Raw genomic sequence first — 17,113 nt, 5'->3', positions numbered from 1 at the left:
ACCCTCATCTTACAATTTTTCAATGATAAGATGAGGGTATCTTTTTAATTTTATTTTTTCGGTAACACCTGACAAATACTCATTTTGTCTTCTGATAACAATAATTTCGCTACTTCTTGTAAGTCTTGAACGGTTAGTCCTTCTAATACAGTCAATGCGTCAAATAGGCTAGATTCATTAAACGCGTATCGTGTAAATTGATTTGCAATATATTCTGGTGAATTCAACGAGCGTAAAAAACCACCAATTTTCTTTTTCTTCACTCGTTCTAATGCCGCCGCATCTAATTGATCATAATCTGTTTTTAATAAAATATCTTTTAAACGATTTGCCAATTCATCAGGTTGTTTCGTATCACCGCCAACCATTGCAAAACCGAAGTTATTTTCTTCTGTATAGTCATACGAGAATGAATCATCAATAAGCCCTTCATTATATAAAGTTTCGTAATGAACAGAACTTTTCCCAAATAAATAATCTAAGAGTAACGTAAGCGCAATTTCTTGTTTTAAAAGCGCTTGCCCCTTTTCCTTTAAATTAGTCGCTTTAATACCAACTAAACATTTCGGTGTTTGCACAGGCATTGAAATAATTTTTTTCTTTTCATTTACCTCATTTGGTTCTTCTTCAAATGAACGCACAATTTCTGGCTGGTTTTTATAATCTTTTTTCGCTTGATTTTCACGTACTAAATCCATTGTTTTCTCTGGATCAATTGCACCCACAACAAATAATAACATATTGCTCGGATGATAAAATGTTTCATAACATTCATACAATAAATCTTTCGTAATTTTACTAATAGATTCGATTGTCCCTGCAATATCAATTTTAATTGGGTGTTTTACAAACAAGCTATCAATTAACCCGAAGTACAAACGCCAATCTGGGTTATCTTGATACATTTGAATTTCTTGCCCAATTATCCCCTTCTCTTTTTCAACCGTTTTTTCAGAGAAATAAGGCTCTTGCACGAAGTTTAGCAATGTATTTAAATTTTGTTCTACGTTTGAAGTACATGAAAAAAGGTAAGCTGTTCGTGTAAAGGATGTAAAAGCATTTGCCGATGCTCCTTGTTTACTAAACAATTGGAAAGCATCATGATCTTCTTTTTCAAATAATTTATGCTCAAGAAAATGTGCAATTCCATCAGGCACACGAATCATTTCTTCTTTCCCTAATGGTACAAATGTATTATCTACAGAACCATATTTCGTCGTAAACGTCGCAAATGTTTTATTAAATCCTTGTTTCGGTAAAACATATACATCTAATCCATTAGGAAGTTTTTCATAATAGAGTGTTTCTTTTAATTGCTCATAAACAATTTTCTCCATTTACTCTCCCTCCGTTCCTTGTAAAAAGTAAATTGTATCTAGTTCAATATTTTTAGCAACTTTTACAATTTCTTCTTTCGTCACACTTTCTATACCTGTAAGCCATTCTTCAACTGGACGTGTACGATCTGAAATAATACCATGATATAGCATTTCTACAAAGCCACGTGGTGTATCAATTGCCTCTAATATTTGATTTTGGATGACACTTTTTGTTTGATGTATTTCTTCTTCAGAAAACTCTCCGTTTTGCATCGCAAGCATTTGTTCTTTAATAATCTCAACTGCTTTTTCATAATTTTTCGCTTCGATTCCTGACATAACAAATAATAAACCTTTATGACTTTCAAAGCGCGATGCTGCATAGTACGCTAAACTATTTTTTTCACGCACATTTACGAATAACTTCGAATGAGAAAAGCCACCAAACAATCCATTGAACAATTGCAATGCAAAATAATCTTCATCTTTATATGTGACAAATGTACGATAACCGATGTGTAATTTACTTTGTTTTAATTCTTGTTTTTCAACAACTTCTTTTTCTTCATTATTTCGTCTATGAAGGAGTACATTTCTTTCTCTCACTGGACGAGTTGAAATAGAAAAATACTTACTTACAAGATCAACGGCGTTTTCTGAAATATCACCAATAATATATAGATCCATTTCATCTTCCGCTAACACCTTTTGATAATATTGATACAAACTTTCATTTGTAATAGACATAACACTCTCTTTTTTTCCATTTGCACTTAAACGATACGGTTCTACTTTGCACATTTCTTCAATTAAACGCTCGTTTGCATAACGCATTTTATCATCATAAGTAGCTTCAATTCTCTGTAACAGTGCTCTTTTTTCACTTTCTACGATAGAAGATAGGAAACCGTTCCCCTCCGTTGCTGGATGTAACACAATATCTGACAACATAGAAAGCGCTTTTTCAAATAACGGTGGTGCATCATGTAAATAAACTTCATTTGCAATGTCTACATAAATGGAGATAATATGGTCTTCCCCTTTTTTACTTACATCTACCGCTAAAGAAGATCCGTATAATTCTTCTAAATATTGACGAAGACGAATTACAGAAGGTAATTTTTCTGTCGCACTTTGCAATACGTATGGCAATAGGGCACGCTCTGTCACCGTCTCCTCATTTAAAGGCGCTTTAAAACGAAATACAAAGGTATTCGTTTTATATTTATCAGTCGGAATAATATGTACGCGCAAACCACCTAACTCATGTAGTTGTTGTTCCATTAGTTTCATTTATAGCCCTCCTTTACGTATATAGGAATATTCCTCTTCAATATACAGTTTTTAGAAATAAAAAATCAACTTTTCTCCCTTATTATGCTTACATATGATTCTTTCTAAAAACTTTAATATGTAAGGAACATAGTAAAATTCCGTATTAAATATATTCTATGTAAAAAAGCCCACACTAATGTGCGAGCTTTTTTATACTTATAAAATACTTATCGTTTTCCTTTTTCATAAGGAGTTCCTAAAGCTTTCGGAGCTTCAGAACGACCTACAAAACCGACAAGCGCTAATATTGTGAATATATATGGTAATATCGTTAATAAAACACTTGGAATTTGATCTAATACAGGGATTGTTCCGCCCGTTACACTTAGAGATTGCGCAAAACCAAAGAATAGAGCTGCACCTAGTGCGCCTAGTGGATTCCACTTTCCAAAAATCATAGCAGCTAAAGCTAAGAAACCTTGTCCTGTAATAGTTGCCCCTGAGAAGTTATTAGAAATTGACATTGCAAAAATCGCTCCACCAATTCCAGCAAACACTCCTGAAATACAGACTCCAATATAGCGCATTTTATATACGTTAATCCCCATCGTATCCGCTGCCATTGGGTGTTCACCAACAGCACGTAGACGAAGACCGAACGGTGTTTTATAAATAACATACCAAACAACGAATGCTAAAATAATGGCAATATATGACGTTATTGGTACGTTCGAGAAAAATATTTTCCCTAAAACCGGAATATCCGAAAGGCCTGGAATATCAATCTTTTCAATACGATACTGAATAAAGTCAGTCTGCCCTTTATCAAAAATCTTCTTAATTGCAAATACTGTTAAACCAAGAGATAAGAAGTTAATGGCTACACCACTTACAACTTGATCTGCTCGGAATGTAATAGAAGCTACCGCATGAAGTAATGCAAATAACCCACTACCAATTGCCGCAAATAGTAACGCAATCCACGGAGTCATCGTTCCCCAAGTATCACCCATTAATAAGTTTGTAACGACTCCAATAAATGCACCAAATAGCATTAGTCCTTCTAATCCGATATTTACAACACCCGATCGTTCACTAAATACACCACCTAGTGCTGTGAAAATGATAGGTGCCGATGTATATAACGTACCCGTCACAAGAATGGCTAATATATCTAAAAAGCTCATTTATTTCCCCTCCTTGCTCATGCGTGTAAGCGCCCATCTTAACACATAACTACATGCAACAAAGAAGATGATACATGCAATAATTACATTAATAAGCTCTGACGGTACATCTGCCTCAAAGTTCATTTGAGGGGAAGCACTTTTCAAACCACCAAATAATAAAGCTGAAAGGATTATACCAAACGGATTATTCCCTCCAAGTAATGCTACGGCAATCCCATCAAATCCTACTCCTGTAAACGAAGACATCGCTGTCATACTCTGGAATGTCCCTAATCCTTCCATCGCTCCACCAATCCCCGCAAATGCACCAGCAATTGTCATGGAGAATACTACATTACGAGAAACTTTCATACCTGCATATTGAGAAGCATGCTGATTAAATCCTACTGACTTTAATTCGTAACCTAAAGTTGTTCGATCTAATAAGAACCACATTAAAATAGCGATTAAAATTGCTACAATAATTCCCCAGTGTAGACGTGAACCATCAGTAATAGAAGCAAGCCAGTCTGAAGATAGTGAAGCACTCTCTTTAATATCATACGTTTTGTCATTACCCGCATGTAAGAAACGCTTAATAATGTCATACGTTACATACAACGCGATATAGTTCATCATAATAGTTACAATAACTTCATTCACTTGAAACTTCCCTTTTAAGTATCCCGGAATGAAGCCCCAAATTCCGCCTACCAATGCTGCAAATAAAATAGATAATGGAATATGAAGGAAAGCTGGTAGTGAGACTGCATAACCGAACCAAACCGCTGCAAGCCAACCAACTAACAATTGACCCTCTACCCCGATATTAAATAAACCTGTACGAAATGCAAATGCCACCGATAAGCCAGCAAGAATAAGCGGTATCATTGTACGAAGCGTTTCACCAATCGCACTTGCGCTGCCGAACATTCCTGTCCAAAGTGCACTATAACCAACAATTGGATCATAGCCACTAACTAGCATTACAATCGCTCCTACAAGTAAGCCGAAAATAACGGATAGTACTGGGACTAAAATATTTATCGTTCGTTCTGTTAAAAGCTTTTTAGCCATTTGTACCCACCTGCTCCTTCTTTGTTCCTCCAGCCATTAACAATCCCAGCTGTTGTTCATTCGTTTCTTTCGCATCAACTATTGCTACAATTTCCCCTTCATAAATAACAGCAATTCGATCGCTAACATTTAAGATTTCATCTAACTCTAATGATAAAAGTAATACACCTTTTCCTTTATCCCTTTGCTCTATTAATCTCTTATGAATAAATTCAATTGCTCCTACATCTAAACCACGTGTTGGCTGTGCCGCAATTAATAAATCTGGATTTCGGTCTACTTCACGTGCAATAATTGCTTTTTGTTGATTCCCCCCAGATAGAGCGCGTGCTAACGTTTGCTCACCAGGTGTACGCACATCAAACTGTTCAATAAGAGCCTTTGCTTTTTCTGTAATTTTGCTGAAATTTAAAATCCCTTTCTTTGAAAATGGATTTTTATAATACGTTTGCAGAACTATATTATCTCTAACAGAAAAATCAAGAACGAGTCCGTGTTTATGACGATCTTCTGGAATATGACCAATTCCTTCTTCTGTTATTCTTCTAACAGGCCAATTTGTTATTTCTTTTCCTTTAATTGCAATAGAACCTGACTCAACTTTTCGTAAACCAGTAATTGCTTCTATTAATTCACTTTGTCCGTTTCCATCAATCCCTGCAATCCCAACAATTTCCCCCGCACGAACAGTTAAGTCAAGGCCTTTTACAGCAGGTAGTTGACGTGCATCGTGAACAACAAGGTTTGCAATTGAAAGTACCTCTTCTTTTGGCTTCGCGTCTATTTTTTCTGTTTTAAAATTCACTTGACGTCCGACCATTAATTCTGCAAGTTTATTTTCATCCGTATTTGCAACGTCAACCGTTCCAATCCCTTTTCCTTTACGAATAATCGTACAACGATCGCAAACTTCCATAATTTCTTTCAACTTATGTGTAATAAGAACAATAGATTTTCCTTCTTGCACAAGCTTTTTCATAATTTGAATTAGCTCATGAATTTCTTGCGGTGTTAACACAGCTGTTGGTTCATCAAATATTAAAATTTCTGCACCGCGGTAAAGAGTTTTCAAAATCTCAACACGCTGCTGCATACCAACTGAAATATCCTGTATTTTCGCATATGGATCTACAGATAAACCGTATTGTTCAGACAGTTTTTGAATTTCTTTAGCAGCTTCCTCAACAGCAATTTTCCCTTTTTTCTTCGGTTCATTTCCGAGAATAATATTCTCTGTAACTGTAAAATTATGAACAAGCATAAAGTGTTGATGGACCATTCCAATACCAAGGTCATTTGCTATATTCGGATTTGTGATTTTTACAGGTTTACCTTTAATTTTAATTTCACCCTGCTCTGGTTGGTACAAACCAAATAGTACATTCATCAATGTGGATTTCCCTGCACCATTTTCTCCAAGTAAAGCATGTATCTCACCCTGCTTTACTTGCAGCGTAATATCATCATTCGCTACAATGCCTGGGAATACTTTCGTAATGTTATTCATCTCAATTACGTATTCCATTGTGTTCCTCCTTTTAACAGGGAACATTCCCTATTACACTATTAACTTATTAAGCAATTCGGAAGTTTTATACATACAAAGGTTAGTTCTATGAACTAACCTTTGCTATTTCTCTATTTATTTTTTTAGAGAAGCTTCATATTCTTTATACTCTTTATCTGTAGCTGGCACTTTAATTTCACCGGCTGTAATTTTCTTTTCAAGCTCTTCTACTTTTGTTAAAATTTCAGGGTTAACTTTTTTCACGTTATCAGTTGTTTTTGAAATACCAATACCGTCATCTTTTAAGCCAAACTCTTCAATTTTCCCGCCTTTTAAATTCCCATCTTTTGCTTCTTTAGCTACTTTTTCTACTGCTACATCAACACGTTTAATCATTGAAGTTAATGTTACATTTTCAGGCATACCTTCTTGATGTTGGTCACGGTCAACACCGATTACCCAAACATTTTCACCTTTTTTCTTACGGTTTTTCGCTTCTGTGAACACACCGTTACCTGTACCACCAGCAGCATGATAAATTACGTCTACGCCTTGACCATACATTGCTGAAGCAAGAACTGTACCTTTTTCAGGCTTATCGAATGCTTCTGCATATTCAGATACGATTTCAATGTTTGGATTTACTGCCTTTGCACCAGCTTTAAATCCATTTTCAAATTTACTAATTAAATCACTTTTCATTCCACCAACAAATCCTACTTTATTCGATTTTGTTGACATAGCTGCTACCGCACCTACAAGGAATGATCCTTCATGATCTTTAAACGTAATACTCGTTACGTTCGGTGCATCTACAACAGTATCTACGATTGCAAATTGTTGTTTTGAAGATTCTTTTGCTACTTCTTTAATTGCACCTTCTAATTTATAACCAATTCCGAATGTTAAATCATATTTATCTTTTGAGAATTTTTTTAAATTCGGAATATAATCAGCTTCTTTTTCAGACTGAAGGTAACGATAATTTGTCTTTTCTTTTAAACCATTATCTTTACCAAACTTTTGTAACCCTTCCCAAGAAGATTGGTTAAATGACTTATCATCAACGCCCCCAACATCCGTTACGAGACCAACCTTGAAGTCTTTATTGTCTTTCGTGTCTTTCTTGTCACTGCTCGCCTTATCCGAGTTACCACATGCACCTAAAACTGTACTTGCTGCTAAAGTTAATGATAATAAAAGGCCTGCTTTTTTCTTCATACTAGAAACCCCTCCAAAAATGATATATATTTATTTATTCTTACGCTGCTGTTCCTTACTTCTTGCTGTCACCTCCCTAAAAAGGAATTTACCTACATACGCTTTCTTAATACGTGGAAGCTAAATTTATCAGCTCTAAAGTAATTGATAGAATATAAGATTGGCTCATCATTTTGATCATAGTGCATTTGTTTTAATACAAGCAGTGCTGTTTCAGGCTCACATTCTAAAATTGGTGAGATTTTAGGGTGATAGCCAATTGGCTCAATGTGAGCAACCGCATATGTTATGCGCTTATGCGTGTTATTATGTATCACCGTTAATAATGATTCCTCATTGTAACCCGATAAGTCTGGCAATATTTCTTTTGCAAGTTTATCGATACAATACACAACAGGTTCCCCATCTGCTGTACGCACGCGTTCAATCATCACTGCATTAAAACCATCTTCACTATTAAACTTCTCTTTTTCCTCTTCTGTTAAAGTTGTAGTAGATGATGATAAAAAGATTGTTCCTGGTGTTTTCCCCACACTAGAAATCATATCTGTAATACTAGAAAGTTGTTCTATTCCAGAAGAAAATAATGGCTTTGCATTTACAAATGTCCCTACACCATGTCTACGAATGACAACATTTTCTTCTTCTAAAATACGCAACGCTTCCCTTAAAGTCGCTCTACTTACGCCAAGTTCTTTCGCTAAATCAAACTCTGATGGTAACTTTTGTCGTTCTTTATAAGCGCCATCTTTAATTTTTTCTTTGATGTGATCAATCACCCGTAGATATAGGTGACGACTATCAGATTTTACTGACATAAGACTCCCCCGCATTTCAATTATTCGACCTCTGATGTAAGACTTCTTTTCTCTTTTTTCAACTTACAACATAGTACAAATGACTAAACACCAAAATAAGTGTAATTGTCGAATAAATAATAATAATTTTTTAAAATAAAATTTTCACTCTTTATTGCATAAAAAAAACTTTGCACCATAAACATTCCTCATTTCGAGAAAAAGTTCGGCACAAAGATCCTTTACATCCTTTGTTACACACTTTTCCCCTCATAGTCTAGCAATTCATGGTTGCCAGGTAGAAACTTATGGACCTTATCTCCAAGATTATATGAGGCAGTGATTCTTTTCGAAGTAATCTTACCACTTGCTCTCATACGTGTCAACAAAATCTAACATTTTTCTGCATTAAATATCGAACATTTACATAAAACATACTCAAAGTATTCGCATTCTAAAGGGCACCCCTAAATGTAAGCCCTTTCTTTATCGCTGAGTATAGTATATAACAAAAACACTATATAAAAAAGCCTAATTGTAAAAACAATTAGGCTTTTTTTAAGAACTTTTTTCTTGTACATCATTAATGAGTACTTCTCTCGGTTTACTCCCTTCATACGGACCTACTACACCATTCATTTCCATTGCATCAATTAGGCGAGCAGCTCGCGTATAACCTACTCTAAACCTACGTTGTAACATAGAAACAGATGCTGTTTGCATTTCCACTACAAGTTGAACCGCTTCATCATATAATTCATCTTCTACTTCCTGCTTCGTATCAGGAACATCTTGCGGAATCATATCTTCTTGATATTGTGCTTTTTGCTGTCCAATAACATATTCTACAACTCTCTCAACTTCATCATCTGATAAAAATGCGCCTTGTACACGTACAGGTTTCGATGCACCAATTGGTATAAACAGCATGTCTCCACGACCTAGTAGCTTCTCTGCACCACCACCGTCAAGAATTGTACGAGAATCTGTTTGAGAAGATACAGCGAATGCAATACGTGATGGAATATTTGCTTTAATAACACCCGTAATAACGTCAACTGACGGACGTTGCGTTGCAATAATTAAATGAATACCAGCAGCACGAGCCATTTGCGCTAGACGCATAATCGCATCCTCTACATCAGACGAAGCAACCATCATTAAATCTGCTAACTCGTCCACAATTACTACAATATAAGGTAATTCGGGTTGTTTCGCTTCTGATTGACTATTATGCTCTTTTATATAATCATTGTATCCTTCAATGTTACGTGTACCACTATGAGCAAACAATTCATAACGACGTTCCATTTCACTCACAACTTTTTTCAATGCTTGCGATGCTTTTTTCGGATCAGTTACAACTGGTGTTAACAAATGAGGCACACCGTTATATACATTTAACTCTACCATTTTCGGGTCAATCATCATTAATTTTACTTCATGTGGTTTTGCACGCATTAAAATACTAACAATAATACCGTTAATACATACACTTTTCCCGCTACCTGTCGCACCAGCTACGAGTAAATGAGGCATTTTATTTAGCCGGGCTAATACAGCTTCACCTGTAATATCTCGGCCAAGACCAATTAACAACTTCTCTTCCGGATGATTATTAGCCTTAGAGTCAAGAACTTCCCTCAGCGTTACCATCGAAACTTCTGAGTTTGGAACTTCGATCCCTACAGCTGATTTCCCGGGAATTGGCGCTTCAATACGAATGTCCTTTGCAGCTAAAGCAAGGGCTAAATCATCACTTAAACTGACAATTTTGCTTACCTTTACCCCCATATCAGGATACACTTCATATTTTGTAACTGCAGGACCTCTATGGACTTTTGTTACTTTCGCTTTCACTCCGAAACTTTGGAATGTACGTTCTAATTTACGAGCATTCTCATAAATTTCCGCATTTTCATTTGTAACTTGCTTATTCTTTGGAAATTTTAATATATCAAGTGAAGGAAGCTTGTAATCTTTATTTTCTACATTTGAAAATTGCATAGGAGGTGCTTGCGCTTCACTCTCTAACGATTCAACAATTTTTTCTCCACGCTTTTTCTTTGGTTCTTCAATTGGCGGAGTCTCTTCAATAAACGGTGAAGTGATCAACTCTTCTTGCTCTACTTCGATTCGTTTATCCTCTTCTTCATTTACAGGATAATTCTCAGTGAAATTCGAAATAATCGGAGGATCAATTGAGATTTCTTCCATCGGCTCAATAATTTCTTCTTGTTCTGCAGCACGTTTGCTTCTTGTGCTTCTTGTTGTTTTTTTCTTTTCTGTTTGTTCAGCCGTTCTTTTGGCTCTCCAATCTTTATAATCCCCTTGCATCACTTGAAACTGACTTCTAAGAATTCTACCAACTGGAGCTAACACTTCTCCAATATGCTTATTTGTTATACAAAGTATACCGAGAATAACTAGAATAATACCAATGATATAAGCTCCTACTTCGTCAAATAAGAAGTAACATGTTGCGAACATAAGCGCACCAAACATACCACCACCTAAATGAACGCTATCTGGCCCCTTTTTCATTTCAAGAAAGAAGTTATCTTTCGTACTCACAATAACAGAAGTATTTTGCACTGCTCCATCTTTTGTAAGAAGGTTAAATAATGTAATATGACTAAACATTAATATCGCCAATACAATTAAATAAAATCCAATTAATCGTTTATTTAAAAGGTTCGGCCATCCGCGTTTTATAACAAAGGAAACCGATAAAGCTATTACACCTAACACACCAATTATGTACCACTCACCAAAGAAGAAGCGAAAAAATAACACAAACGATTTCCCTACAACGCCTAGCTGTAAAATCGTAATGATTGAAAGTGCAAAAAGAGTTAAACCGACGATTTCATAATACAAAGTTGGCTTTATCGTACGTCTTGCCTTTGCCTTCGTCCCTCTTTGCTTTTGTTTTGCCATTTCTTCACCTCGTGTTCTACATATAAGTAAAGCTCCCTTCAAAACGCTCTATTTATATGTCTGTTTTCTCTATTTTTCTGGTCTTTATATCTTCTATTTTTACACTTCTTGTAAAATGCTAAATAAACAGAAGAAAGCAGCCTACTCATGGCTGCTCAACCGTCTTGTTTTTTATATTATACCATAGCTTCTAAACAAAATCCTTCTTTTTGCTAAAAGGTTATTTTCTGACCGGGCTCAAACTCTAAATAGTGAAGTGGGTCCGTACTTAGCACACGTACAATAGAATAACATCCATGTTCCTCTTCAGAAACCATTAATTCCACACCATTTATATTTACAACTTTTTGACTTTCACATTGTGAATAATCGACCGGATACACAAATTGCTCTGGCATAATTGTATATAAAATCATTGTAGCATTGTCCCTTCTGTACTATCTTCCGCACGAACATCTATTAATTCGTTTAATTTTCGAATCGCATTTCCAATACCGCCGACATCATCTATAAGACCGTACTTTACTGCATCCCCACCAATTACATTCGTCCCAATATCTCGCGTTAAATTTCCTTTCGCAAACATAAGCTCTTTAAAACGATCTTCTGTTACTTTCGAGTGCTTCGTCACAAAACGAATGACTCTTTCTTGCATCTTATCCAAATACTCAAATGTTTGTGGCACACCTATGACAAGACCTGTTAAACGAATTGGATGAATTGTCATCGTCGCAGTTTCCGCAATAAACGAATAGTCAGTAGAAACAGCAATCGGTACACCGATGGAATGTCCCCCACCTAAAACGAGAGATACTGTTGGTTTTGAAAGTGAAGCTACCATTTCAGAAATTGCTAGCCCAGCTTCAACGTCACCTCCAACTGTATTTAATATTAAAAGCAAACCTTCAATTTTCGGATTTTGTTCAATCGCAACAATTTGCGGAATGATATGCTCATATTTTGTTGTTTTATTTTGCGGTGGTAATTGAACATGACCTTCCACTTGTCCGATAATCGTTAAACAATGAATACGTGATTCATTCATCTGTGGTACATTTGTCTGTCCAAGCTGTTGAATTTTTTCAACTATTGAAGCCTCTTTTCCAGCTTCTTTTGGCTCAGCTTCTTTTTCTTCATTTGTATATCGATCACGTTCTGTCATTTCGCATCCCCTTTCACTCGTATATAACTATTATTTCTTAAGTTATAAATTTCATTCGATAGGGTTAAAAAGAAAAAAGATCACCCATAAGGGTGATCTTTTTATACTTCCATAATAATCGGTAAAATCATAGGTTTTCTCTTTGTCTCTTCGTACAAGAACTGTCCTAATAATTCACGAATATTTTGTTTTAACATTGACCATTCAATTGAATATTCTTTAATTGACTGCTCAACAATCATACGTACAATCTCTGTAGATCGTTCAATTAACGCTTCTGATTCACGAACATATACGAAACCACGTGAAATGATTTCTGGGCCAGAGATAATTTTCTTTTCATCTTTACCAAGCGTTACAACAACTACTAGTATTCCATCTTGAGATAACATCTTTCTATCTCGAAGAACGATATTACCAACGTCACCTACACCTAATCCATCAATTAAAACATTACCAGCTTGTACTTTACCGACTAAGTTTGCTTCATCGTCACCAAAAGCAATTACATCGCCTTTTTCTACGATAAAGATATTTTCTCTTGTAATACCTACATCTTCAGCTAAATATGCATGTGCTTTTTGCATACGGAACTCACCATGTACGGGTACAAAGTACTTTGGTTTCATTAAATTTAACATTAATTTTAATTCTTCTTGGCTACCGTGACCTGACACGTGAACTTTTCGTTCGCCGTAATAAACAACTTCAGCTCCAGCTCTAAATAACAAATCAATAATTTTTGATACAGATATTTCATTACCCGGAATTGGCGAAGCAGCAATGATAACAGTATCACCTTTACGAATTGAAATTTGTTTATGCGCTTGTTTTGCCATTCTAGATAGAGCAGCCATCGGTTCACCTTGACTACCTGTCGTTAAAATAGCTACCTTTTTCTCTGGGAAGTTGTCTACTTCTTGTAATGAAATAACCATACCTTCTGGAACATCTAAATAACCAAGACGTCTTGCAATGTCTACTACTTTCACCATACTACGTCCTACTACTGCTACTTTTCGCCCTGTTTCAGCAGCTGCATCAAATACTTGTTGAATACGATGTACATTCGATGCAAATGAAGCAACGATAATGCGACCTTCTGCGCCGTAGAACACTTTAGAGATTTCTACACCAACTTCTTTTTCTGAACCTGTATAGCCTGGGCGCTCTGCGTTTGTACTATCAGATAATAAGCAAAGTACGCCTTCATTTCCGATTTGTGCCATTTTACCAAGGTCTGCTCCACTATTTCCAATTGGAGTTTGATCGAATTTAAAGTCTCCCGTATATACGACTGCACCTTTTGATGTATGGAAACAAACGCCAACAGAATCCGGAATACTATGTGTCGTTCCGAAGAATGACACCGTTGTAGTGTTAAATTCTACTGTTGAATTTGAATCGATTGTTTTTAGGTCTACACGGCCTAACATGCCCGCTTCACCAAGTTTTTCTTGTATAAGTCCTACTGTTAATTTCGTTGCATAGACTGGAATAGATAATTTACGAAGTACATACACAATTCCACCAATATGATCTTCATGACCGTGAGTAATAAATAAACCTTTTACTCGCTCTTGATTTTCCACTAAATATGTAATATCAGGAATAACGATATCAATTCCAAACATTTCATCTCCCGGGAACATTAACCCTGCATCTACGATAAAGATTTCAGAATCAATTTCAACACAGTACATGTTTTTCCCGATTTCACCTACTCCACCAAGAGCAAATACTTTAACAGACTCATTCTCTTTTCTCTTCATGTTGTTGCCTGGTTTAAAAATCTTGCAAACACTGATTTCACTAAAATTGCAGAGACACCAGGGGAAACTCTACAACCACCATATTTTCACCGTCCAAGACGAATGTCCTTACCGTTATGCGATATCATGTCCTTGTTTATTTTTTAAACCAGGTTTCACCTCTCTTTCATTATATAAATCAAATATCTTATTCGATATGATATGAAAATTTAATTAAATTATAATTTTTCCCAATTTTGCTAAGCATACCCGTACTAAGCTACTTAGCCATATTATACCTGATACAAGAAATAGAACACAAGTTAAATCGTGCGAAAGAAAGAGGAAAAGAACGGAATGACAACAAAAGTATCGAACGTATTTCCTTTATATTTACTCCGATTTTATACTCCATATTATTTTGAAGAACTAGCCATACATACGCTAAATTCATTTCATAATAGGGAGTTTCAAGATTTATTTTTCTAGAATCCAACAAAAACACTTACAAAATGGAGTTTTTTTATGAATTACGTCACATTTGAGGGGATTTCTCTAAAAACAGACACCGTAGTTTATTACGTTTATGCCATAATATCTATCATTTTTTGACTCAGTTAAAGGGGTACGATTATTTTCTTATACACATAATGAAGAAGCGATTAATATTCTTATAAGAACACATATAAGTAAGAAAAAGAGGAAAAGATTTGCATATAATAAAAAATGACCTAGTTCTACACTAGGTCATTTTTTATTAACGAGGGATAGATTGCATTACAGATTGTAACGTTACTCTTTCTTCTTCTGTTAATGGAAGAAGTGGTAAACGTACAGAACCTACATCTAATCCAACCATTTGTAACGCTGTTTTTACTGGAGTTGGACTTGGCGCCATAAATAATGAATCAGTTACTCTTACAAGTAATTGATGTAATTTTTGTGCCTTCTTAAATTCTCCTGCTTGAAATGCTGTAATCATTTCTTGCATTTCGTTTCCGATAACATGAGAGGCTACCGAAACGATACCTTTCGCTCCAACTGCCATAGCTGGTAACGTTAAACCGTCATCACCGCTGTATACCGCAAAGTCGTCCGCTGTTTTTTCAATGATTTCTGTCATTGTTAACACATCGCCGCCGGCATCTTTAATAGCAACAATGTTTTCTATTTCTGATAAACGAACAACTGTATCAACGGAGATTTGTACAATAGATCGTCCTGGAACGTTATATAGCATAACCGGAAGCGGCGTGCTTTCAGCAATTGCTTTAAAATGCTGATACATTCCTTCTTGACTCGGTTTGTTATAATACGGTGCTACTAGCATTACTGCATCCACACCAACTTCTGTTGCCTTTTTAGTTAAGTCAATAGAAGCATGCGTATTATTGCTACCTGTTCCAGCGATTACGGGCACTCTTTTATCGACAACAGATACGACATGGCGATATAACGCTACTTTCTCTTCTGAAGTTAATGTAGGAGATTCTCCTGTCGTTCCTCCTACCACGATTGCTGTTGTACCGTTATCAATTAAATAATTTACCAATTTCGTTGTCTTTGCAAAATCGATATTCCCGTTTATATCAAACGGTGTTACCATCGCGGTTGCAATTGTCCCAAAATCTATCATGGTCTCACTCCTTATTGTTCCAGTTGCTTTTCTTTTGAAAGCTCAAACGCACTATGTAATGCATTTACAGCCTCCACTAAATCAGTTTCTTTTACAAGAACCCAAATTGTTGTATGACTATCTGCCGATTGCAGGATTTGAATACCTTTTTCCGCTAAAGCTGTAACGATTTTCGCAGTAACCCCTGGGTATCCTGCCATTCCAGCCCCAACGATAGATACTTTCGCACAATGTTCTGTCACAATTGGCTCATATCCAAGGTTCTGTAATAATTTAACTGCATGACTTGATACATTATCACTCACTGTATATGCTACGCCAGTAGGTGAAATATTAATTAAATCAACACTTATTCCTTCGTTCGCCATCTCTTTAAACACATGTTGTTGCAAATCATATGCCGTTTCTTTTGCAAGCACTTTAATTTGCGTTACGTTTGATACGTGGGCAATGCCTGTAACAGGACGTTCTTCTACATCACGACCTCTTGTAGCACCGTCATATGCTGAAATAAGCGTACCTTCACTATCAGAATACGTAGAACGTACACGAAGTGGCACTTTTGCATGCATCGCAATTTCAACTGCACGTGGATGAACGACTTTCGCACCTTGATAAGCCATGTTACAAATTTCGTTATACGTTACAGTTTGAAGATGACGTGCATCTTTTACAATACGAGGATCCGCAGTCATAACACCTTCTACATCAGTGAATATATCGATGTATTCAGCATGAAGTGCAACACCTAATGCTGAAGCTGAAGTATCACTACCTCCGCGTCCAAGTGTTGTCGTATCACCTTTTTTCGTTTGTCCCTGGAATCCTGTAACGACGATTACATCTACATTTTCTAACTCTTCATGTATACGATCGCAATTCATTTCAATAATCTTTGCATTCGTAAAGTCATCATTCGTTACAAAACCAGCTTGTGCACCATTTAATGCTGCTGCTTTTATACCGTTCTCATTCAACATATTAGAGAAAACAATTGCAGAGATTAACTCTCCACACGATAATAATAAATCTTGCTCACGCTTAGAAATAGTAGATTCCTCTTGATTTACAAGACTTAATAACGTATCCGTTGCATATGGTTCACCTTTACGGCCCATAGCAGATACGACAGTAACTACTTTATAACCAGCAGCTAATGATTTTTTTATATGATGAAGCGCATGCTTACGTCCATTGTCATCACGTACTGATGTGCCACCAAATTTTTGAACAATTATTTTCATATTTTGCACCTTCTC

Annotated in this window: 13 protein-coding genes and 1 riboswitch; all 13 genes read right to left on the bottom strand. The window is 36.0% G+C overall.

Annotation, left to right across the window (positions count from 1 at the left end; genetic code table 11):
• Window positions 1–50 precede the first annotated feature (50 nt).
• The 13 genes from yfmH to dapG all read right to left on the bottom strand — a co-directional run bounded on the left by yfmH (window position 51) and on the right by dapG (window position 17,098).
• Window positions 51–1,337, bottom strand: coding sequence for an EF-P 5-aminopentanol modification-associated protein YfmH (gene yfmH / locus MR112_RS08820; protein WP_000411976.1), 1,287 nt, complete (start codon window positions 1,335–1,337; stop codon window positions 51–53).
• Window positions 1,338–2,612 (bottom strand): EF-P 5-aminopentanol modification-associated protein YfmF, encoded by a 1,275-nt coding sequence (gene yfmF, locus MR112_RS08815; RefSeq protein WP_000772418.1) that lies wholly within the window; start codon window positions 2,610–2,612, stop codon window positions 1,338–1,340. It abuts the gene before it with no gap.
• A gap of 209 nt (window positions 2,613–2,821) precedes the next feature.
• Window positions 2,822–3,781: an ABC transporter permease gene (locus tag MR112_RS08810; protein WP_000008856.1), complete on the bottom strand. Its 960-nt coding sequence runs from the start codon at window positions 3,779–3,781 to the stop codon at window positions 2,822–2,824.
• Window positions 3,782–4,840 carry an ABC transporter permease gene (locus MR112_RS08805; RefSeq protein WP_001085254.1) on the bottom strand — a complete coding sequence of 353 codons (1,059 nt, stop codon included), beginning with the start codon at window positions 4,838–4,840 and terminating at the stop codon, window positions 3,782–3,784.
• Window positions 4,833–6,365: an ABC transporter ATP-binding protein gene (locus MR112_RS08800; protein ID WP_000456913.1), complete on the bottom strand. Its 1,533-nt coding sequence runs from the start codon at window positions 6,363–6,365 to the stop codon at window positions 4,833–4,835. The genes MR112_RS08805 and MR112_RS08800 overlap by 8 nt, the downstream gene beginning before the upstream one ends.
• Before the next feature lie 117 nt (window positions 6,366–6,482).
• Window positions 6,483–7,568, bottom strand: a complete 1,086-nt coding sequence (locus tag MR112_RS08795; RefSeq protein WP_000725771.1) for a BMP family lipoprotein — start codon at window positions 7,566–7,568, stop codon at window positions 6,483–6,485.
• A 92-nt stretch (window positions 7,569–7,660) separates the two neighbouring features.
• Entirely contained in the window at window positions 7,661–8,386 is a 726-nt protein-coding gene (locus MR112_RS08790; RefSeq protein WP_000114182.1) for a GntR family transcriptional regulator, read from the bottom strand.
• 232 nt (window positions 8,387–8,618) lie between these two features.
• Window positions 8,619–8,720, bottom strand: a riboswitch (purine riboswitch).
• Window positions 8,721–8,923: 203 nt separating this feature from the next.
• Entirely contained in the window at window positions 8,924–11,305 is a 2,382-nt protein-coding gene (locus MR112_RS08785; protein ID WP_001118782.1) for a DNA translocase FtsK, read from the bottom strand.
• A 212-nt stretch (window positions 11,306–11,517) separates the two neighbouring features.
• Complete coding sequence (locus MR112_RS08780; RefSeq protein WP_211477792.1) at window positions 11,518–11,721, bottom strand: YlzJ-like family protein; 204 nt, start codon at window positions 11,719–11,721, stop codon at window positions 11,518–11,520.
• A complete protein-coding gene (gene tepA, locus MR112_RS08775) occupies window positions 11,718–12,467 on the bottom strand; it encodes a translocation-enhancing protein TepA (RefSeq protein ID WP_000139806.1) in 750 nt (249 codons plus the stop codon). The genes MR112_RS08780 and tepA overlap by 4 nt, the downstream gene beginning before the upstream one ends.
• Window positions 12,468–12,568: 101 nt before the next feature.
• On the bottom strand, window positions 12,569–14,239 hold the full coding sequence (locus MR112_RS08770) for a ribonuclease J (protein WP_000823096.1): 1,671 nt from the start codon (window positions 14,237–14,239) through the stop codon (window positions 12,569–12,571).
• A gap of 736 nt (window positions 14,240–14,975) precedes the next feature.
• Window positions 14,976–15,854, bottom strand: a complete 879-nt coding sequence (gene dapA, locus MR112_RS08765) for a 4-hydroxy-tetrahydrodipicolinate synthase (RefSeq protein WP_000564763.1) — start codon at window positions 15,852–15,854, stop codon at window positions 14,976–14,978.
• Between the two features lie 11 nt (window positions 15,855–15,865).
• Window positions 15,866–17,098 (bottom strand): aspartate kinase, encoded by a 1,233-nt coding sequence (gene dapG / locus MR112_RS08760; RefSeq protein WP_000692451.1) that lies wholly within the window; start codon window positions 17,096–17,098, stop codon window positions 15,866–15,868.
• Window positions 17,099–17,113 lie beyond the last annotated feature (15 nt).

This window comes from Bacillus cereus group sp. BfR-BA-01330 (assembly GCF_022663885.1).
GTDB classification, from domain to species: domain Bacteria; phylum Bacillota; class Bacilli; order Bacillales; family Bacillaceae_G; genus Bacillus_A; species Bacillus_A cereus.
Note: the sequence above shows the minus strand (reverse complement) of the source record. Positions and strands in the feature narration are given on the sequence as shown.

Excerpts from the sequence above, each read along its gene's own strand:
- yfmH (WP_000411976.1), bottom strand. The coding sequence starts at position 1,337 with ATGGAGAAAATTGTTTATGAGCAATTAAAAGAAACACTCTATTATGAA.
- yfmF (WP_000772418.1), bottom strand. The coding sequence starts at position 2,612 with ATGAAACTAATGGAACAACAACTACATGAGTTAGGTGGTTTGCGCGTA.
- MR112_RS08810 (WP_000008856.1), bottom strand. The coding sequence starts at position 3,781 with ATGAGCTTTTTAGATATATTAGCCATTCTTGTGACGGGTACGTTATAT.
- MR112_RS08805 (WP_001085254.1), bottom strand. The coding sequence starts at position 4,840 with ATGGCTAAAAAGCTTTTAACAGAACGAACGATAAATATTTTAGTCCCA.
- MR112_RS08800 (WP_000456913.1), bottom strand. The coding sequence starts at position 6,365 with ATGGAATACGTAATTGAGATGAATAACATTACGAAAGTATTCCCAGGC.
- MR112_RS08795 (WP_000725771.1), bottom strand. The coding sequence starts at position 7,568 with ATGAAGAAAAAAGCAGGCCTTTTATTATCATTAACTTTAGCAGCAAGT.
- MR112_RS08790 (WP_000114182.1), bottom strand. The coding sequence starts at position 8,386 with ATGTCAGTAAAATCTGATAGTCGTCACCTATATCTACGGGTGATTGAT.
- MR112_RS08785 (WP_001118782.1), bottom strand. The coding sequence starts at position 11,305 with ATGGCAAAACAAAAGCAAAGAGGGACGAAGGCAAAGGCAAGACGTACG.
- MR112_RS08780 (WP_211477792.1), bottom strand. The coding sequence starts at position 11,721 with ATGATTTTATATACAATTATGCCAGAGCAATTTGTGTATCCGGTCGAT.
- tepA (WP_000139806.1), bottom strand. The coding sequence starts at position 12,467 with ATGACAGAACGTGATCGATATACAAATGAAGAAAAAGAAGCTGAGCCA.
- MR112_RS08770 (WP_000823096.1), bottom strand. The coding sequence starts at position 14,239 with ATGAAGAGAAAAGAGAATGAGTCTGTTAAAGTATTTGCTCTTGGTGGA.
- dapA (WP_000564763.1), bottom strand. The coding sequence starts at position 15,854 with ATGATAGATTTTGGGACAATTGCAACCGCGATGGTAACACCGTTTGAT.
- dapG (WP_000692451.1), bottom strand. The coding sequence starts at position 17,098 with ATGAAAATAATTGTTCAAAAATTTGGTGGCACATCAGTACGTGATGAC.